This is a genomic window from Segetibacter koreensis DSM 18137 (assembly GCF_000374045.1).
GTDB lineage: Bacteria > Bacteroidota > Bacteroidia > Chitinophagales > Chitinophagaceae > Segetibacter > Segetibacter koreensis.
The window spans coordinates 1-18,942 of the sequence record NZ_KB893385.1 but is presented as its reverse complement, the minus strand read 5'-3'; the positions used below and the strand labels follow the sequence as shown (position 1 = coordinate 18,942).

Here is an 18,942-nt window from a genome sequence, read left to right as displayed (position 1 = left end):
TCCTGTTTTTTAAATGATCATTAATCGTATCCCCTGCCTTCTTTTTTTTATTGTAATTCTATTTGCTAATTGTAAAAATTCTTCTGAGAAAGAGCAGTCAGCAGATACTGCAAAGCATTTGTTTACTTTATTGCCTTCTTCGGAGACAAATATAGATTTTACTAACACGCTTACAGAAGGGCTTAACACAAATGTTTTAATCTATGAATATTTTTATAATGGGGGCGGGGTCGCTGTTGGTGATGTAAATGGAGATGGACTACAGGATATTTACTTTACCGGTAATATGGTAGATAACAAGCTTTATCTTAACAAGGGCAACATGAAGTTTGAGGATATAACAAATCAGGCTGGTGTTGCAGGAAGACCGGGTCCATGGAAAACAGGGGTGACAATGGTGGACATAAACGGTGATGGTAAACTCGACTTTTATGTAAGTTATTCAGGGAAATTAAAAGGTGAAAAGAGGGTAAAGCAATTATTTATCAATGATGGGAACGATGCGAAGGGAATGCCACATTTTAGTGACCACGCTTACGATTATGGTTTAGCAGATTCTTCATATTCTACACAGGCTATTTTTTTTGACTATGATCATGATTCTGATCTTGACTTATTATTATTAAATCATAGTATTATAAAGCGAACAGTTCTTGATGAAGCTACTATCAAAAAACTGCTTCCCCTTAACGACCATACAAGTGGAGTGAAACTTTTGCGAAATGATAATGGTCATTTTAGCGAGGTCACTGCAAAATCAGGAATAAGAAGTACTGTATTATCGCATGGGCTAGGCATAGCAATTTCAGATGTAAACCTAGATGGTGCTCCAGACATTTATATATCTAATGATTATCTTGAGCCGGACTTCTTATACATCAACAATAAGAATGGAACGTTTAGTGATAAGTTGCAAACTTCTCTTGGGCACACTTCTTTTTTTTCAATGGGTAATGATATTTCCGATATTAATAATGATGCTATTCCTGATATTTTTACACTTGACATGCTACCCGAAGATAACCACAGACAAAAACTGCTATTCGCTCCCGATAACTATGAAAAAATTGAGGTGAACATACGTTCAGGGTTTTACTACCAGTTTATGCGAAATATGCTTCATTTAAACAATGGTAATGGTACTTATAGTGAAATAGGGCAGTTGGCAGGAATATCAAATTCCGATTGGAGTTGGTCGCCACTATTTGCTGATTATGACAATGATGGGTGGAAGGACCTGTATGTGACCAATGGATATTTGCGTGATTATACAAACATGGATTTTATGAAGTACATGAGTGATTTTCTGCAGGATAGAACCGTGATGCGTAAAGATTTATTAGACCTGGTTAGCAAGATACCTTCTTCAGACGTGGTTAACTATATATATAAAAATAACGGAGACCTGACTTTTACAAATACTAACTCACGATGGGGGATTAGCATTCCCTCTAATAGCAATGGAGCCGCTTATGCGGATCTTGACAATGATGGAGACTTAGATCTTGTAGTTAATAATATAAATCAGCCTGCCTTTATTTATAAAAACGATGCTAATATACAAACCACCAATAATTTTCTAGAAATAAAGCTAGATGGTGCAGGTTCCAATTCACAGGGGGTTGGTGCTAAAGTGACAGTGTATAATAAGGGTAAGAAACAATTTCTTGAACAAATGCCTACTCGTGGCTTTCAATCGTCTGTATCGCCGGTGCTGCATTTTGGCCTGGGGGCAGACAGTAATATTGACTCTTTACTTATTGTTTGGCAATCGGGTAAGCAGCAAGAAATTATTAACGTAAAAGGGAATCAAATATTAACGCTACATGAAAAAGATGCTGCGTCTATTCACTCTTTTTCACGAAAGGTTATACCTGTTTTTCATGAAACAGTATCGCCGATTGCTTATCACCATCAAAGCAACTCTATCAACGATTTTAAAAGACAGCCGTTACTTATTAATCCTCTGTCTTTCTCAGGCCCTTGTTTGATTAAAGGAGATGTAAATGGAGACGGACTTGAAGACGTGTATGCAGGAGGCGGATCGGGGCAGTCGGGCTCTATCTATATTCAATCAAAAAGTGGAAAATTTGTAAAAAAGAATGAATCTGCGTTTGAAGTTGATAAATTAAGTGAAGATGCAGATGCAATATTCTTTGATGCAAATGGAGACGGATTTAACGATCTCTATGTTGTAAGCGGGGGCTATCACAATTATTTGCCGAACGACTCACTATTGCAGGATCGGTTGTATTTAAATGATGGAACTGGCGGCTTTGTGAAGGCATACAATCTACTGCCTCAGATGCATGTCAGCAAAAGCTGTGTCAGGGTAGCAGACATAAATGCAGATGGCTATCCCGATTTGTTTGTGGGAGGGAGGGTTGTGCCAGGACATTATCCTGAAGCGCCTAAAAGCTATCTTCTTATTAATGATGGGAAAGGGCGTTTTACTGATAAGACTCAAGCAATAGCACCTTTATTGGAAAATATAGGAATGGTAACAGACGCTGCATGGGTAGATATAAATGGAGACAAAAAAGAAGATCTTGTAGTGGTAGGTGAGTGGATGCCAGTAACAGTGCTGATTAATATAAACGGCAAGCTTGAAAACAAAACCGCTTCTTATTTTGATAAAAACTATACCGGGTGGTGGAATAAGTTATTAACCGGAGATTTTAATCATGACGGCAAGCCTGATCTCATTATCGGTAACCTTGGCCTTAACACTCAATGTAAGGCAAGTGATAAGCAGCCGGCAGAAATGTATTATAAAGATTTTGACGACAATGGCTCCATAGATCCTATTCTTTGCTTCTATATAAAAGATACCAGCTATCCTTATGTTACAAGAGATGAGTTGCTCGACCAGATTAGTAATATGCGGACCAAATTTACCGATTACAAGAGCTACGCGGATGCAAAAATCGGCGATATTTTTACTGCAGATGAACTAAAAGATGCAGGTCATTTAAAGGCAAATTATTTAAAAACCGCATTGTTTGTAAGCGGATCAGATGGAAAGTATCACGAAAAGTATTTGCCTGTGCAAACCCAGTTTTCACCCGTGTTTACCTTAACTGCAATAAAAGATGGGGATAATCAAGATATACTACTGTGTGGCAATATAAATCATGCAAGACTGCGATTTGGTAAGTATGATGCTAATTATGGCGTGTTTCTAAAAGGCGATGGAAAAGGAAATTTTACCTATGTTAATCAACAACAATCAGGCTTTAATATATGGGGTGATGTAAGAAGTGTAATTGAAATAAACGATAAGCTGGTAATTGGGATAAACCAAAGTGATGTAAAAGCTTATACAATGAAAAGAAAATAACAAGGTAAAAAGTGTTATTTTCCTGAAATTCATGAAGAAAACTTCACTTATGAAAGAATAATTTTGATAGGAAGGTTAATCGACTTTTATAAATTTTCATGTAAAAAACCTTAACACCTGTTCCGCGTAAAGTTTTTGTTTTAATTTTAAAAGCCTCTTCCACCTGTTGACACACTGTACACCTTAGGAAATAAAGCTCTAAATAAGGCGCCGAAAACTATGCAGAAGAACAAAATAATAACGGGAACTGTCATATAAGTAAGAAGTCTGTAATTAGCGATGTTGTGCCAGTAGATGAAGGCAAGCCTTGTAGCATACTGAATTAGCGGAACATGAAGGGCAAAAATTACAAAGGAAAACGACGATGCCCATACAAACCAGCTTTTGCTCATACACCATTTTACTATTTTATCTCCCCCAAACCAGATGGCGAGTATTCCAGAAAAAACAGAGATGTCTTGTAGTGTGTAAAGTATATAAGGAGTTGAAGGATTATCAGGCTCCAGCTCAAAGGCCATGAAAGTTTTAATAACACTAATTCCGATATAAAATAACCAGCTTAAATAAAGACTAAACCAGGATGGCTTTTTATGAAGAGGATAGTTTCGTTTGCACACCCAAACCCCAGCAGAAAAAAAGAACAAGCCAAGTCCTTCTATAAAAAAGATACTGAATATAGTATGCCAAAAGATAAAAGTGAGCGCGAACCAAATAGTCGGATATTTTATAACAGCCCATCGTATAAAAGGATAAAGAATGTTGTATATAAATAAGCTGCGAATAAACCACAACTGAAACGACACCGGTCTTACTATTAATCGTTTTAATATGCCCCCAAAGCCAATTTCACTATAAGAGCGGATACCTCCTAGTTGATCTAAATTTGCATCTCTCACTGCCTGTGCGGTCGTCGGGAATTGTTGCCATAACCACGTTAGGGCCAAACCAACCGCGCTCCATATAAGAAATGGAATAATAAGGGTAATGAAACGTTTTTTTATCCGTTGCGCATACGGCTTATTATCTTGAAGGGCATATATATACCCTGAAATCATAAATAATAGCGGTATACGAAATCGTAAGGCGCCATTGGCAAGAAAGTACTCAACAAAAGTGGTAATGGTAAGAGTTTCTTTAACTGAACTAAATGGAGTCAGGTAAGTTTCCTGCAAATTATAACCATGCACATACACTAGCAATGCAATGCTGACGAAAGAATAAAATCTAAATTTTTGACTCAAAAAGCGATTCATGTCTAATTCTTATTTAGCCAGCCTTTGCTCATATTATAATATCAATAAATTCCTATTCTAAATTATATCTCTGATTTTATTTTTAAAGTAATAGCGGTATAACAAGTCTTACTGTTGTGCCTTTTCCTATAAATGATTTTATAGTAACGTCGCCGTTCATGTTATCGGCTCTCTTTTTCATGTTGCCGAGGCCATTACCATCCGCTTCATCAACATCGAAGCCACAACCGTCATCTTTTACTACCAAAACCAATTTTTTATTCTGCAGGGTTAGTTGTATTAGCACCTTATTTGCTTTAGAGTATTTCGCTGCGTTGTTTACCGCTTCTTTAAAAATTAAAAAGAAATCTCTTCTCGCTTCCATATTTAACTTTACATCATATACATCCTCGGTTATAACAAACTCAAAATCTATTTCTTTCGCTTCCAGCACATTTGTTGCAAATTCTCTCATTCGGGCAGTTACTTTTTGCATACTGTCGTTACTTGGCTTAATGCTCCAGACAATGTCATCCATTGCATCCATCATTCGTTCGCTGTATTCACTTATCTTAACTAAATACTCATTTGTTTTTAATGCGTCTTCGTTTATTTTGCTTTTTGCCATTGAGCTGAGAATGCTAATGGTGCTAAGGGTGCTACCCATGTCATCGTGAAGGTCTCTTGCGACCCTGCTTCTTAATGCTTCTACTGCCAGCAGTTTGTTTACCCTCAATTCATGCACTTCATATATTATCCATGCCGCCAAAAATATCATTAGACTTAAAAACCACCATGTTCTCCAGAATTGAGGTTTTATGTCGATCGCTAATTCCGTTATTTTATCAGATCGCCATCCTTCAATATTTTCGCAATAGATTTGAAAAATATATTTGCCAGGTGGCAATAAGGAGTAATTGGCAAAGTATAAACGATCTGCTTTAACCCAGCTTTTATCAATGCCCACCATTTTATAATAATAGGTAAGCTTATCTCTTTGGCGGTAACTTAATGAAGCAAAGTAGATGCTTAAAGAGTTTTGATCATAATTCAGTTTTATTGAAGAATTCCTCATTAAAGAATCTACCGGAACATATTGGTTAAATATTTTAAAATCAGTGATAGTAACATCAGGGGGTTTTTGAGTAATAGACAAAATCTCAGGATTGAACATTAAAATCGAATTACTTCCACCAAAAATGATATAACCATTTGTCGTAAGGTAATCAGCAACAATTGTTTGCTCTGCCAATACTACACCGTCTTTTCGGGCATAAGGAGTAATTCGCTTATTATTAGGGTTATACCTGCACAAACCACTTGTTGTAATTATCCATAAAAAGCCTTTTTTATCGATTCTGAGTCTGAGAACGGTGTTAGATGGTAGGCCGTCTTCATATTTAAAAACTGTTACAGTGCGAGTGTCTTTATTGATAAAGTGCAAAGCTCCGGCACCGAAAACGATGGTATTGTCTTGTAATTGTTCAATATCTGTTCCCGTGTTGCTGTATAAACTGTTTTTTCCGCCATTTTCGCTATAGTGCTGCAATACTTTACCATCTTCAGGGTCTATTGCATACAGCCCCCTTTCACGCGTGGCTATCCATAACCATCCTTGTCTATCCACAAATATTTTGTATATAGTTGTCCCGATATCATGTACGAGCGTAAATTTATTATCATTCCATTTCACCAGTCTTCCCGCTTTCGTGCTCAGCCACATTCTGCCCTTCTTGTCTTGATTTATATATTGTATAGGGCTATTATTTAACTCAGGCGGATGTAAATATTTAGTGGTTTTTGTATCAGGATTATGTATCAAAATAACTCCTGTATTGCAACCTACCCAAACATCGCCTGTTTCAGGTCGTCTGTACAGGCTAAGGGTCTGCCTGGTTGATGCTTTTAATACCGGGGACCAATCGTTTGGGGGAGGCTGCCTGTAAAAATTATTTTTAGTTAGGTGTAATGATTTGTTTGTAGTAGTAACTCCAAAATGCCATGAGGCAAACAACAATTGACCATTAGGCAACTCCAGAATATCATTGATTGCTGTAGGGCCGCTCGTATCAGTAAAAGTCTCATTTATTATAGAGGCATTAGCACTGCCGGTTGCAGTATAATAGATTCCGTGATTTGTCGCCATCCAGATATTTCCATCTTTATCTTCGAGTAACTGGAAGATTGATTCGTAGTCTATAGTAGTGTTATCATTTCCTGTGCTGCTTACATTGTAGTGAAAACGGCGACTGTTTTTATCGTAATTGACCAACACGTTGAACCCGTACACCCAAAACTCGCCTTGTTTGGTTTCATAAAAAAATTTGTAATCTGTATAATCTTTTGGCCCGTAATTCAACCCAATTGTATCCTTTGGTAGAAGATTAGAACCGCTGCTATCAAAGCACAGTTTAATTTGTTCGCCATTTGCCAATGGCCATCCAAATAACCAAATACGTTTTTGTTGATCAATATAAACTTCAGTCAACTTCTTGGGTATACGGTTATTCTTTAAAATAGCAAGGTCATATGGATTCTTATCTTTATACCACATTTGCTTACTTCTTCTGTCATATATACACAGACCACTGTCACACGCAAACCAGTATTGTTGCTTCGGTACGTTTTCGTAAACGCCATTTATACTTATACTCCAATGCTCTGGAAATGGAAAAGGATTGTCTTCGACAAAAACATTTTCCTTTTTATTATAATGTAAAATACCATAATCCTGCACTGTTAAGTATATCTCTCCTTTAGAGTCCTTCCAAATACGATACTCAGATCGCGGTGAAATTTGGTGAGAAGGTTTAATTGGAATTGGTTTATAAATAAAGGTTGCCGGATCAAACAAGCCGACTTTGCGCAGAACAAAACTGGTTAAAATAAGCTTACCGCTATCTGCAGGAATTATTTGTGACAGCCGTGAGTGGATCAAATTATCTTTTCCTGCTTTGGAAGTACTCATTTCGATAAACTTACTTCCATCAAAACGTTGTAAGCCATTTCCAGTGCCAACCCAAATAAAACCTTTTTCATCCTGGTACAAACTGGTAACCAGGTTGCTGGCAAGGCCCATTCCATCGTCAGTAGTTATATGAATAAATGCAAAGCCCTGCTGGGCAGCAGCAGATGTATGTAAAAACAGCAAGAGTAGAAGTATATATAAGCTTCTCATTTTGGTAATGCAAATCTAATAATTTCACAAGTTATTTAACCTCAAAACATAAGTTCATATAAAACTTTTAGGTATGACATAGTTATTTGGTTTTAAATAGCTGAGGCAGCCCAAAGAGTATGTATAGGTAAACGATCAATACGTTTTATGCGAAGAAAGGGGGATTAAAGAAAATAAAAAACCATTGATTTAATGTTCATCAATGGTTTTTTAGGGAAAGACACAAAAAAAATTATAAAGACTTGCTTTTAACCTTTTCTGCGTTATTATTTAACTGCTACATCATATTTTGTAACACCTGGTATGGCAACAGCGTATAATCCTTCACTGTTAGGCATAACAGGCAATTTTGCATCCCATGTATACTCTGTAGGATGTAAATTTATACCACTGTTGATCGCCTTATCCCATGCAATTACCTGCCCTGAATAGGTTGCCATCCTTCCCAGAATAGATGTCATCGTACTTTTTGCTCCACGCTCGGCATCCCAGAACTTATATTGTCCGTTTGCTATCGCAGCAAATAATTCATCATGCTCGGCCTGGTAAGGCTGGTTCTCATTTTTCTTGTCAAACTGGTAAAGTACCTTTCCTTTTAAATCTGTTATACGCGCTTCGTCAAAAAATACCTTTCCCTTTGTGCCAACAAGCAGTTCATCTACTTTACTCATCGTTCCTTTCTGATGCCTACATTGGCTATTTAAAAGAGTTCCGTCGCCATATTGAAATTCCACGTAATGGTGATCAAAGATTTCGCCATAGTCTTTTCCTTTGCGTACTTCACGACCTCCCATTCCTTGTGCACTTACCGGGTAGCCATCCATAGCCCAGTTAATTACATCTATATTATGAATATGCTGTTCAGTGATATGATCCCCGCAAAGCCATACAAAATAATACCAGTTGCGCATCTGGTATTCCATTTCTGTCATACCTGGTTTCCGTGGGTTTACCCAAACGCCATCATTATTCCAATATGCCTGCGCAGCTACTATATCTCCAATAGCACCATCTTTAATACGTTTCATCAATTCTCTGTAAGAGGTCTGATAACGGCGTTGCAAACCAACAACAACATTTAATTTTTTTCTTTTAGCCTCTTCTGCTACCTGCAATACTTTTTGAATGCCGGCAGGATCTGTAGCTACAGGTTTTTCCATAAATACATGCTTGTTTAGCCTGATCGCTTCTTCAAAATGTATGGGACGAAAACCGGGCGGTGTTGCTAATATAACTACATCTGCAAGTGGAATAGCTTTTTTATAGGCATCAAAACCAATAAATTTATTTTCTTCTTTTACCTGGAGTCTTTTCTCTAATCCATTTTCTTTTAAGGCTTCTTCTATATTTTTATAGCTGCTGTCTAGCCTGTCTCGAAAAGCATCTGCCATGGCCACTAATTGCACATTTTGTTTTGTGCTGAGTGCCTGTACTATAGCTCCTGTACCCCTTCCTCCACAACCGACCATAGCTATTTTTATTACGTCGGAAGAGCCGGAAAAATAATTTGCTTTTGAAAGAATTGGCATAGCAAGTATTCCTCCTGCTGCAAGAGATGTCTGCCTGACAAAATCTCTTCTTGATTGTGTAGCGTTTTCGTTATTCATATTGCATTTTTAGCGTTAGAGATGAATGGTTATTTAATAAGGTAATATTTATTATTAATAATTATCTAAATAAAGGGCAAAAAACTTATTTATCTCTTCTTCGGAAGGTTTAATTGCGGGACGAACTATACGAAAACCAATAAAAGGTGCATCGGCATTCCACCACCTGCTTCTCGGTATTTGTGGATCCCTTTTGTTCCAGTCGAGGTTAGATTTCAAACGGCTTGCGCTCCGTAACTCTGGTGCAGCATCCTGGTAATTACCTCCTTTAAGTGTGCGTGGATGCCGGGCAGTGCGAACAATCAAAGGGTCTTTTGACGCCGTTTCATGCCTTTGAAAATAATTTTCATCGTATTGATCAAGCGCCCATTCTGAAACATTTCCCAATATATCGTATAATCCTAGTTTATTCGGAGATTTAAGACCCGTTTTATGATATTTGTTATCACTGTTATTCTTATACCAGGCGTATTTACTCAACCCTGTAGTATCATTTCCAAATGGATAAGCTGTCTTACTTCCGGCCCGGCATGCATATTCCCATTCTGCCTCTGTCGGTAATCGGTAAAATACACCTGTTTTTTTATACAACCAGCGGCAAAACATTAAAGCGCCATATTGTGACATGCTATTCGCTGGAAATCCCCCTTGTTTACCCATTCCTAAAGTAAGGTCTATGTAGGGTGGGCTGGGTCTTGTAATAGCATCGGCCACAGGCTGATTCCTTGTAAAAGCTTCATCTTTAAAAAAAGCGTCATACTCATCGTACGTTACTTCGTAGGCGCCCATCCAAAATGATGATACAGAAATTTCCTTCGCAGGGCCTTCATCTGATTTTCTTCCTTTCTCCTTTGCATCACTTCCCATTATAAAACTTCCGCCCTTTACAGGCATCATCTTAAATTTTATTTCTGTTCCTGGAATTGACTGATTATAAGAATTGAAAGAATCAGTGACCGGTTGTGCAACTACTTGGTTAATACGGGTAATAAATATTGACAGAATACAAAAGCAAGCAAAATTTCTTATCATTAGTGTTAAAAGTTGTAAATCTATTAGAGGATATTGGATGAATATTTTGTATACAGGCACACGCTCATATAGCATCATTGTTGCGTGGAAATCACTTCACCTGTAAACCAATGAGCTGCTTTCGATTCTATGCCTTTTTTCATTTGTATATTTAATTTCAGACTAAAAGATTATTATATAAGTTGTCAAATCCAAAAATAATTAAATTATTAATTTATTCATTTTTAATTTCTTGTTCTTGGAAGATTGAAACGAATAATTAGTGCCCTCCATCCCCCAATTGTTTAAAGTATGATTTGAAGCCTGGTGAGCGATAAAAACGAGGCGTATTATTTTCCAAAACAGCTATCTGTACCTCTGCCGACGGAAATTTTTTTATCAGTTCTAATGCTTTGCTAATCGTTAAAATACTACAGGCCTTCGTAAGCCAATCGGCATCTGTTCCATTGTCGGCGATGACGGTAACATTACGGGAATTGGTTAAAGCCCATCCTGTAGTGGGGTCGATAATATGTGAATAACGAACGCCATTTACTTCAAGGTACTGGTAAAGGTCACCAGATGTAGTAACTGCTTTATTTCTTAGCAATAATTGTTGGTTCATCAGTTCTTCCGTTTCAGGTAGGTTTATCGCTATTTTCCATCCTTCCACTTGCGGTGGCACATTACCAGCTACTATATCTCCACCGGCATCAACTAATGAATAAGGGAAACCCAATTTACATAACCGTGCGTATGCTCTTTGTGCAGTTTCTCCTTTCGCTATACCCCCCAGGTCTAACTGCATACCCGATTTGAGTAAGCGTATGCATCTATTTCCTGTATCCACTTCAATATATTTATAGCTCACCCTTTTTTTAGCCTCATTTAAACTGTCTTTATCAGGCAGCCTTTTTTCACGACGTGCTGTTCGCCATAGCCTGATGACCGGACTCATTGTTACATCAAAACTTCCAAAACTTATTTCACTACAGTGCCGAGCTTTTTGTAAAATAGCAAATAATGGTTTAGAAACTTTTACCCACTTTCCCGTACCTGATGAAGCGCATAAATTATTTAATTCACTGTTAGGCAAGTAATCGCTATATATCTCATTAAGAGTATCTATCATTCTAAATGTAGCAAGAGCCGCATTTTCAGCAGCAACAGAGTCAACACTATATATTACTATATTGAAAGGAGAGCCCATTTTCGGTTGCTGAAAACTGTATTTCTTGTATTGCGCACATGCCGTGAAGCAAATGACCATAAATAAAAGTGTTACTGCCGGTTTATTCACTATGCTTTATTACTTTTAAAGTTCTAAATTTATAACATCTTTTAAATTATCAAAACGATTGTATGCAAAGAAGAAATTTCCTTCAGCAGGGTATTTTAGGGAGCGCTGCTGCTTTGGTTGGTGCTCAACCTGTATTCGCTAACGCTGCAAATGGAAAAGTTTATGACAAAAATGCTACTAAGACATTTACCTGCGACTATGCGCCACATTTTGGAATGTTTGAAAATAATGCTGGCAAAGACCTTATAGATCAACTAAAGTACATGCACGATCAGGGCTTTAGAAGTATTGAAGACAATGGTATGATGGATAGGCCGGTAGATGTTCAGGAAAAAATAGGGAAGGAACTAAACAGACTAGGCATGAGGATGGGTGTATTTGTCATAGACGGCGGAGATAATTGGAAAACGTCTCTTGCTACAGGTAAAAAAGAGTTTTACGATACATTTGTTTCTATTTGTACGAAAGCAGTTGAAGTAAGTAAGCGTGTCAATGCAAAATGGGCAACAGTGGTACCGGGATATTTTGAAAGAAAGTTGCCTATGGATATCCAGACAGCACATGTTATTGAGGCCTTACGTCTTGGAGCTAAAATATTGGAACCGGCAGGCCTAACAATGGTATTAGAGCCTTTAAGTGATAATCCAGATCTTTTTCTTAGAACGTCTAATCAGGCATATATGGTTTGCAAGGCAGTAAACAGCCCTTCATGTAAAATTCTTTTTGATTTATATCATATGCAAAGAAATGAAGGAGATTTGATTGTAAACATAGACGCGTGTTGGGATGAGTTAGGGTATGTACAAATAGGTGACAATCCCGGAAGGAACGAACCAGGAACCGGAGAAGTAAATTATAAAAATATTTTTCAGCACTTGCATAAAAAGGGGTACAAGGGAATACTGGGAATGGAGCATGGAAAATCAAAAGAGGGTAAAGAAGGTGAATTGGCTTTGTTACAGGCATACCGCGAAGCAGATAGTTTTGCAGTTTAAATTATGATACATAAATATTCTTTCTTTGTTTCTTCAAAGTAGGCTCAACTTTAATCGCTGCAATAAACTAAAAGAAAAGTAAAATCTGTGGTTTAAGAGAATAAAGCCTGTAGGATAAGTAATGGATAGATACATTTTTGCAACCGATTTTTGTAAAAGAAGGAGACTGGTTTTTGCAATTCAAACTCTAAAGAAAAGTGAAAGGGGGTTGGGTTTGTGAGATAAATATTTTCGGGTTAATTTTTTAGTGTTATATTTGCTCCCGCTTTTACAGAAAAAATAGGAAGCGGATAGTTCTTTTAGGAGCAGGTGAGAGAGAGGTAAATAGGGTAAAAAAAGATATTTGTTTGGATGTTATTTCTTCTTATTTTTGCCGCCCGGAAATAAAAAAGGGATAAAGTTCTTTCAGGAAGCAGGGAAAAGAGGGATGGAGAAAAAACTTTAAAAAAAGTTTTGTCAGAGAAGTAGAAGTACTTACCTTTGCAACCCGTTTAAAAACGGTGTAGTTCTTAAAAAAAAGTGAGGAGAAAGAAGTAAGAAAAAAAACTTCTTAAAAAAGAGAGAAAGTCAAAATAAAATTTGGCAGAATAAAAAAGCTCCTTATCTTTGCACTCCCAAATAAAAAACGGGTAAAAAAAAGTTCTTAACGCTGCGGTAGATAATAGCAGAAGTGCTTGATACTAAGGTGTTTACATAAAAAATATTAAAATCTTGTTGACCGGAGAGAAGAATTTGGTTGATAAAAGATTGGAAGATCTTTGAAAGTATGGAAGTAACAGCGTAAGTAACTGTAAAAGTTATTTACACAGGTAAGAAAGCGTAAAAATACAAGAGAACACAAGACGTTAATTTTCTTAATTGAGACGAATTGATGTCAGTGGTCAAAAACTCATTTACAATGGAGAGTTTGATCCTGGCTCAGGATGAACGCTAGCGGCAGGCTTAATACATGCAAGTCGAGGGGCAACAGGGGTAGCAATACCTGCTGGCGACCGGCAAACGGGTGCGGAACACGTACAGAACCTTCCTCTGAGTGGGAGATAGCCCGGAGAAATCCGGATTAATACCCCATAGTATTGTTGTGTGGCATCACATAATAATTAAAGATTTATTGCTCAGAGATGGCTGTGCGGCTGATTAGGTAGTTGGCGGGGTAAAGGCCCACCAAGCCATCGATCAGTAACTGGTGTGAGAGCACGACCAGTCACACGGGCACTGAGACACGGGCCCGACTCCTACGGGAGGCAGCAGTAAGGAATATTGGTCAATGGAGGCAACTCTGAACCAGCCATGCCGCGTGAAGGATGAAGGTCCTCTGGATTGTAAACTTCTTTTATGTGGGAAGAAACCGATACATTCTTGTGTCGTTGACGGTACCATAGGAATAAGCACCGGCTAACTCCGTGCCAGCAGCCGCGGTAATACGGAGGGTGCAAGCGTTATCCGGATTCACTGGGTTTAAAGGGTGCGTAGGTGGGAATGTAAGTCAGTGGTGAAATCTCCGTGCTTAACACGGAAACTGCCATTGATACTATGTTTCTTGAATTTTCTGGAGGTTAGCGGAATATGTCATGTAGCGGTGAAATGCTTAGATATGACATAGAACACCAATTGCGAAGGCAGCTAACTACAGGGATATTGACACTGAGGCACGAAAGCGTGGGGATCAAACAGGATTAGATACCCTGGTAGTCCACGCCCTAAACGATGGATACTCGACATTTGTGATAGACAATAAGTGTCTGAGCGAAAGCATTAAGTATCCCACCTGGGAAGTACGACCGCAAGGTTGAAACTCAAAGGAATTGGCGGGGGTCCGCACAAGCGGTGGAGCATGTGGTTTAATTCGATGATACGCGAGGAACCTTACCTGGGCTAGAATGCCGTTGGACTGTGGGTGAAAGCTCACATCCCCGCAAGGGGCCGGCGGTAAGGTGCTGCATGGCTGTCGTCAGCTCGTGCCGTGAGGTGTTGGGTTAAGTCCCGCAACGAGCGCAACCCCTATCAATAGTTGCCATCAGGTCAAGCTGGGAACTCTATTGAAACTGCCGTCGTAAGACGCGAGGAAGGAGGGGATGATGTCAAGTCATCATGGCCTTTATGCCCAGGGCTACACACGTGCTACAATGGGAAGGACAAAGAGCTGCCACCTGGTGACAGGGCGCTAATCTCAAAAACCTTCTCTCAGTTCAGATTGCAGGCTGCAACTCGCCTGCATGAAGCTGGAATCGCTAGTAATCGTAGATCAGCAACGCTACGGTGAATACGTTCCCGGACCTTGCACACACCGCCCGTCAAGCCATGGAAGCCGGGTGTACCTAAAGTCGATAACCGTAAGGAGTCGCCTAGGGTAAAACTGGTAACTGGGGCTAAGTCGTAACAAGGTAGCCGTATCGGAAGGTGCGGCTGGAATACCTCCTTTTTAGAGCGATTTTCTTAGTACTGTAAAAGCTGTTACTTCTGTATTCTTTCAAATACTTCTAAAAGAAGTTCTTTAGATAGTAGCTCTTCAATCCCAGCATCAGCGGGTTATGCATTTAAGCCCATTAGGGGTTAGGGGTGACATAGATCCGTAGCTCAGCCTGGTTAGAGCACTACACTGATAATGTAGGGGTCAGCAGTTCAAATCTGCTCGGGTCTACAAAAAGTCGTAAGTGGTAAGTAATAAGGTAGTAAGTGAAAACTTATAATGTATAACCTACAACTTATAACTCCTTTGGGGGGTTAGCTCAGTTGGCTAGAGCATCTGCCTTGCACGCAGAGGGTCATCGGTTCGACTCCGATATCCTCCACAAGTAACAAGCTGAAGGCAAGAGGCGTAAGGCTGACAGTCGGCAGCAAACAAGTTCTTTTTTAAAATAGTGAATGGTGATGTGACGTATTAAGGTCTAGGAGGTTCGTAACCTTTACATCAGCAAATCTCTCTCCTTCCTTTAGGGACGGGGCCGAGGTAAGTTCTTTGACATATTGGGAAAATAAGTTGTAATAGTAGTAGTAATTGAATAACAGTTATCATTGGTAGTAATAGTAATGATAGCAAGTGGACGGGTTTGTATTAACTTATGATACAAGTCCAATACACTATAAACTTTTTTAAAGCAAATAAGGGCGTATGGTGGATGCCTAGGGTCTGTGAGGCGAAGAAGGACGCGGTAAGCTGCGATAAGCTGCGGGGAGCTGCACACAAGCGATATATCCGCAGGTTTCCGAATGGGACAACCTAATACACTGAAGGTGTATTACTCTGCAAGGAGAGCCAACCCGGAGAACTGAAACATCTAAGTACCCGGAGGAAAAGAAAATAATAATGATTCCCTGAGTAGTGGCGAGCGAAAAGGGAAGAGCCCAAACCGGTGTGGCGTGCTGCACCGGGGTTGTAGGACTGCATTTAGGAGTACTCATCAAGCTGAAGTTTCTGGAAAGTGACATCATAGAAGGTGAAAGTCCTGTAGGCACAAATTGAGTATAACGAGCAGTATCCTGAGTAAGACGGGACCGGAGGAATCCTGCCTGAAACTGCCGGCACCATCCGGTAAGGCTAAATACTCCACAGACACCGATAGTGAACCAGTACCGTAAGGGAAAGGTGAAAAGTACCCTGAATAAGGGAGTGAAATAGTTCCTGAAACCGTACGCCTACAAGCGGTCGGAGCATAGCAATATGTGACGGCGTGCCTTTTGCATAATGAGCCTACGAGTTACTCCTCACTGGCGAGGTTAAGTTCATCATTAACGGAGCCGCAGCGAAAGCGAGTCTGAATAAGGCGATTTAGTCAGTGGGGGTAGACGCGAAACTTTGTGATCTATCCATGAGCAGGTTGAAGGTGTGGTAACACACACTGGAGGACCGAACCCATTAACGTTGAAAAGTTATGGGATGACTTGTGGATAGGGGTGAAAGGCCAATCAAACTGAGAGATAGCTCGTTCTCCCCGAAATGTTTTTAGGAACAGCGTTGCATATAGAAGTTTACCAGAGGTAGAGCTACTGATTGGGCTAGGGGGCTTCACCGCCTGCCAAACCCTGACAAACTCCGAATGCTGGTAAATATCTGCAGCAGTGAGGCTGTGGGCGCTAAGGTCCATGGCCGAGAGGGAAATAACCCAGAATAGCAGCTAAGGTCCCTAATACATGGTTAAGTTGATCAAACGAGGTGGAGTTTCTATAACAGCCAGGATGTTGGCTTGGAAGCAGCCATTCATTTAAAGAGTGCGTAACAGCTCACTGGTCGAGAGACTCTGCACGGAAAATAATCGGGCATCAAACCATGAACCGAAGCTCTATGATACATACTAGGTATGTTATCGGTAGGGGAGCATTCTAATCTGCGTTGAAGGTTTATCGTGAGGTATGCTGGAGCGATTAGAAAAGAAAATGTAGGCATAAGTAACGATAAATAATGTGAAAAACATTATCGCCGTAAGACTAAGGGTTCCTGATCAACGTTAATCGGATCAGGGTTAGTCGGGTCCTTAGGCAAACCCGAAAGGGGTAGTTGATGGAAAACTGGTTAATATTCCAGTACCCGCATTAGTTTCGATGGAGAGACGGGGTAGTGAAAGGACTGCGTGACCACGGATGTTCACGTTAAAGGGTGTAGTTATATTTTTTGCAGGTAAATCCGCAAGAGATGGCGAACCTGATAGTACCACAAAGCTTCGGCAGCGTGGATAATGTCCCTAATCAGACCTCCGAGAAAAACTTCTAAGGTATGGCTAATGCGGCCCGTACCGTAAACCGACACAGGTAGTCGAGATGAGTATTCTAAGGCGCTCGGGTGAGCCGCGGAGAAGGAACTAGGCAAATTGACGCTGTAACTTCGGGATAAAGCGTACCACAGTGATGTGGTCTCAGTAAAATGGTTCAACCAACTGTTTAACAAAAACACAGGGCCCTGCAAAATCGAAAGATGACGTATAGAGCCTGATACCTGCCCGGTGCTGGAAGGTTAAGGAAGGGTGTTCGGGGGTAACCCCAAAGCTCCTGACTGAAGCCCCAGTAAACGGCGGCCGTAACTATAACGGTCCTAAGGTAGCGAAATTCCTTGTCGGGTAAGTTCCGACCTGCACGAATGGTCTAATGAGTTGAACACTGTCTCCTCCGCGAGCCCGGTGAAATTGTAGTATCGGTGAAGATGCCGGTTACCCGTCACGGGACGGAAAGACCCCATGAACCTTCACTACAACTTTGCATTGATTTTGAGTAACCGATGTGTAGCATAGTTGGGACGCTATGAAGCGGTGGCGCCAGCCATCGTGGAGCGGTCGTTGAAATACCAACCTTCGTTTACTTAGAGTCTAATCCCTATCCGGGAGACATTGCATGGTGGGTAGTTTGACTGGGGTGGTCGCCTCCTAAAAAGTAACGGAGGCTTGCAAAGGTACCCTCAGTACGGTTGGTAATCGTACGCAGAGCGCATTAGTAAAAGGGTGCTTGACTGTGAGGCAGACAAGCCGAGCAGGGTCGAAAGACGGCTAAAGTGATCCGGTGGTTCTGAATGGAAGGGCCATCGCTCAAAGGATAAAAGGTACTCTGGGGATAACAGGCTGATCTCACCCAAGAGCTCATATCGACGGTGAGGTTTGGCACCTCGATGTCGGTTCGTCACATCCTGGGGCTGGAGAAGGTCCCAAGGGTTCGGCTGTTCGCCGATTAAAGTGGCACGTGAACTGGGTTCAGAACGTCGCAAGACAGTTCGGTCCCTATCTGTGATGGGCGCTAGTAAATTGAGAGGACATGACCTTAGTACGAGAGGACCGGGTCGTATGTACCGCTGGTGTATCGGTTGTGCCGCCAGGTGCAATGCCGAGTAGCTATGTACAGACAGGATAAACGCTGAAAGCATCTAAGCGTGAAACCTACCTCAAGATGAGTTTACTTTTAAGGGCCGTCAGAGACTATGACGTTGATAGGCTGCAGGTGTAAAGGTGGTAACATCAAAGCCAAGCAGTACTAATTGCCCGTAAGCTTTAATTTTTTTTTTACTTCTGTTATTACGACTTCCCAATATGTACATTATTAGAGCGTTGAGTGATAAGTATTAAGTTTTAAGTTTAAAACAGCTTACAATTTATACCCTGAAACTGACAACTCAAATGTCTTATGGTGGTTTTGCCGGGGGTGTTCACCTCTTCCCATACCGAACAGAGAAGTTAAGTCCCCCATGGCCGATGGTACTGGTACACCAACCGGGAGAGTAGGTAGCCGCCATATTTATTATTCTTTAGACCCTTACAGTTTTTAAACGTAAGGGTCTTTTGATTCTAACTCAAACGTAAA

The 18,942-nt window shown here is 40.2% G+C and carries 7 protein-coding genes, 2 tRNA genes and 3 rRNA genes; 7 read left to right on the top strand and 5 right to left on the bottom strand.

Annotated features, from left to right (window positions below; translation table 11 throughout):
• Nucleotides 1-13: 13 nt before the first annotated feature.
• Entirely contained in the window at nucleotides 14-3,340 is a 3,327-nt protein-coding gene (locus B154_RS0125190; RefSeq protein WP_018617130.1) for a VCBS repeat-containing protein, read from the top strand.
• A 146-nt stretch (nucleotides 3,341-3,486) separates the two neighbouring features.
• Here B154_RS0125190 and B154_RS0125185 read toward each other — a convergent pair whose 3' ends face one another.
• The 5 genes from B154_RS0125185 to B154_RS29765 form a co-directional block, all read right to left on the bottom strand.
• On the bottom strand, nucleotides 3,487-4,593 hold the full coding sequence (locus B154_RS0125185) for an acyltransferase family protein (RefSeq protein ID WP_018617129.1): 1,107 nt from the start codon (nucleotides 4,591-4,593) through the stop codon (nucleotides 3,487-3,489).
• A gap of 82 nt (nucleotides 4,594-4,675) precedes the next feature.
• Nucleotides 4,676-7,750, bottom strand: a complete 3,075-nt coding sequence (locus tag B154_RS0125180) for a sensor histidine kinase (RefSeq protein ID WP_018617128.1) — start codon at nucleotides 7,748-7,750, stop codon at nucleotides 4,676-4,678.
• Between the two features lie 266 nt (nucleotides 7,751-8,016).
• A complete protein-coding gene (locus tag B154_RS0125175; protein WP_018617127.1) occupies nucleotides 8,017-9,357 on the bottom strand; it encodes a Gfo/Idh/MocA family protein in 1,341 nt (446 codons plus the stop codon).
• Between the two features lie 54 nt (nucleotides 9,358-9,411).
• Nucleotides 9,412-10,389, bottom strand: coding sequence for a formylglycine-generating enzyme family protein (locus B154_RS0125170; RefSeq protein ID WP_018617126.1), 978 nt, complete (start codon nucleotides 10,387-10,389; stop codon nucleotides 9,412-9,414).
• Nucleotides 10,390-10,648: 259 nt separating this feature from the next.
• Nucleotides 10,649-11,668 carry an FAD:protein FMN transferase gene (locus B154_RS29765; RefSeq protein WP_018617125.1) on the bottom strand — a complete coding sequence of 340 codons (1,020 nt, stop codon included), beginning with the start codon at nucleotides 11,666-11,668 and terminating at the stop codon, nucleotides 10,649-10,651.
• Nucleotides 11,669-11,730: 62 nt separating this feature from the next.
• Here B154_RS29765 and B154_RS0125160 point away from each other — a divergent pair, with 62 nt between their 5' ends.
• The 6 genes from B154_RS0125160 (at nucleotide 11,731) to rrf (ending at nucleotide 18,876) form a co-directional block, all read left to right on the top strand.
• Nucleotides 11,731-12,663, top strand: a complete 933-nt coding sequence (locus tag B154_RS0125160) for a hydroxypyruvate isomerase family protein (protein ID WP_018617124.1) — start codon at nucleotides 11,731-11,733, stop codon at nucleotides 12,661-12,663.
• A gap of 895 nt (nucleotides 12,664-13,558) precedes the next feature.
• Nucleotides 13,559-15,085 (top strand): 16S ribosomal RNA (locus B154_RS0125155).
• Between the two features lie 144 nt (nucleotides 15,086-15,229).
• Nucleotides 15,230-15,304, top strand: a tRNA-Ile gene (locus B154_RS0125150).
• Nucleotides 15,305-15,381: 77 nt separating this feature from the next.
• Nucleotides 15,382-15,455, top strand: a tRNA-Ala gene (locus tag B154_RS0125145).
• 300 nt (nucleotides 15,456-15,755) lie between these two features.
• Nucleotides 15,756-18,639, top strand: a 23S ribosomal RNA gene (locus B154_RS0125140).
• Between the two features lie 125 nt (nucleotides 18,640-18,764).
• Nucleotides 18,765-18,876 (top strand): 5S ribosomal RNA (rrf, locus tag B154_RS0125135).
• Together the 16S, 23S and 5S rRNA genes with 2 tRNA genes alongside form the textbook arrangement of a ribosomal RNA operon.
• Nucleotides 18,877-18,942 lie beyond the last annotated feature (66 nt).

Bases quoted from the DNA above. Each gene is read 5' to 3' on its own strand.
- B154_RS0125190 (WP_018617130.1), top strand. From the start codon at position 14: ATGATCATTAATCGTATCCCCTGCCTTCTTTTTTTTATTGTAATTCTA.
- B154_RS0125185 (WP_018617129.1), bottom strand. From the start codon at position 4,593: ATGAATCGCTTTTTGAGTCAAAAATTTAGATTTTATTCTTTCGTCAGC.
- B154_RS0125180 (WP_018617128.1), bottom strand. From the start codon at position 7,750: ATGAGAAGCTTATATATACTTCTACTCTTGCTGTTTTTACATACATCT.
- B154_RS0125175 (WP_018617127.1), bottom strand. From the start codon at position 9,357: ATGAATAACGAAAACGCTACACAATCAAGAAGAGATTTTGTCAGGCAG.
- B154_RS0125170 (WP_018617126.1), bottom strand. From the start codon at position 10,389: ATGATAAGAAATTTTGCTTGCTTTTGTATTCTGTCAATATTTATTACC.
- B154_RS0125160 (WP_018617124.1), top strand. From the start codon at position 11,731: ATGCAAAGAAGAAATTTCCTTCAGCAGGGTATTTTAGGGAGCGCTGCT.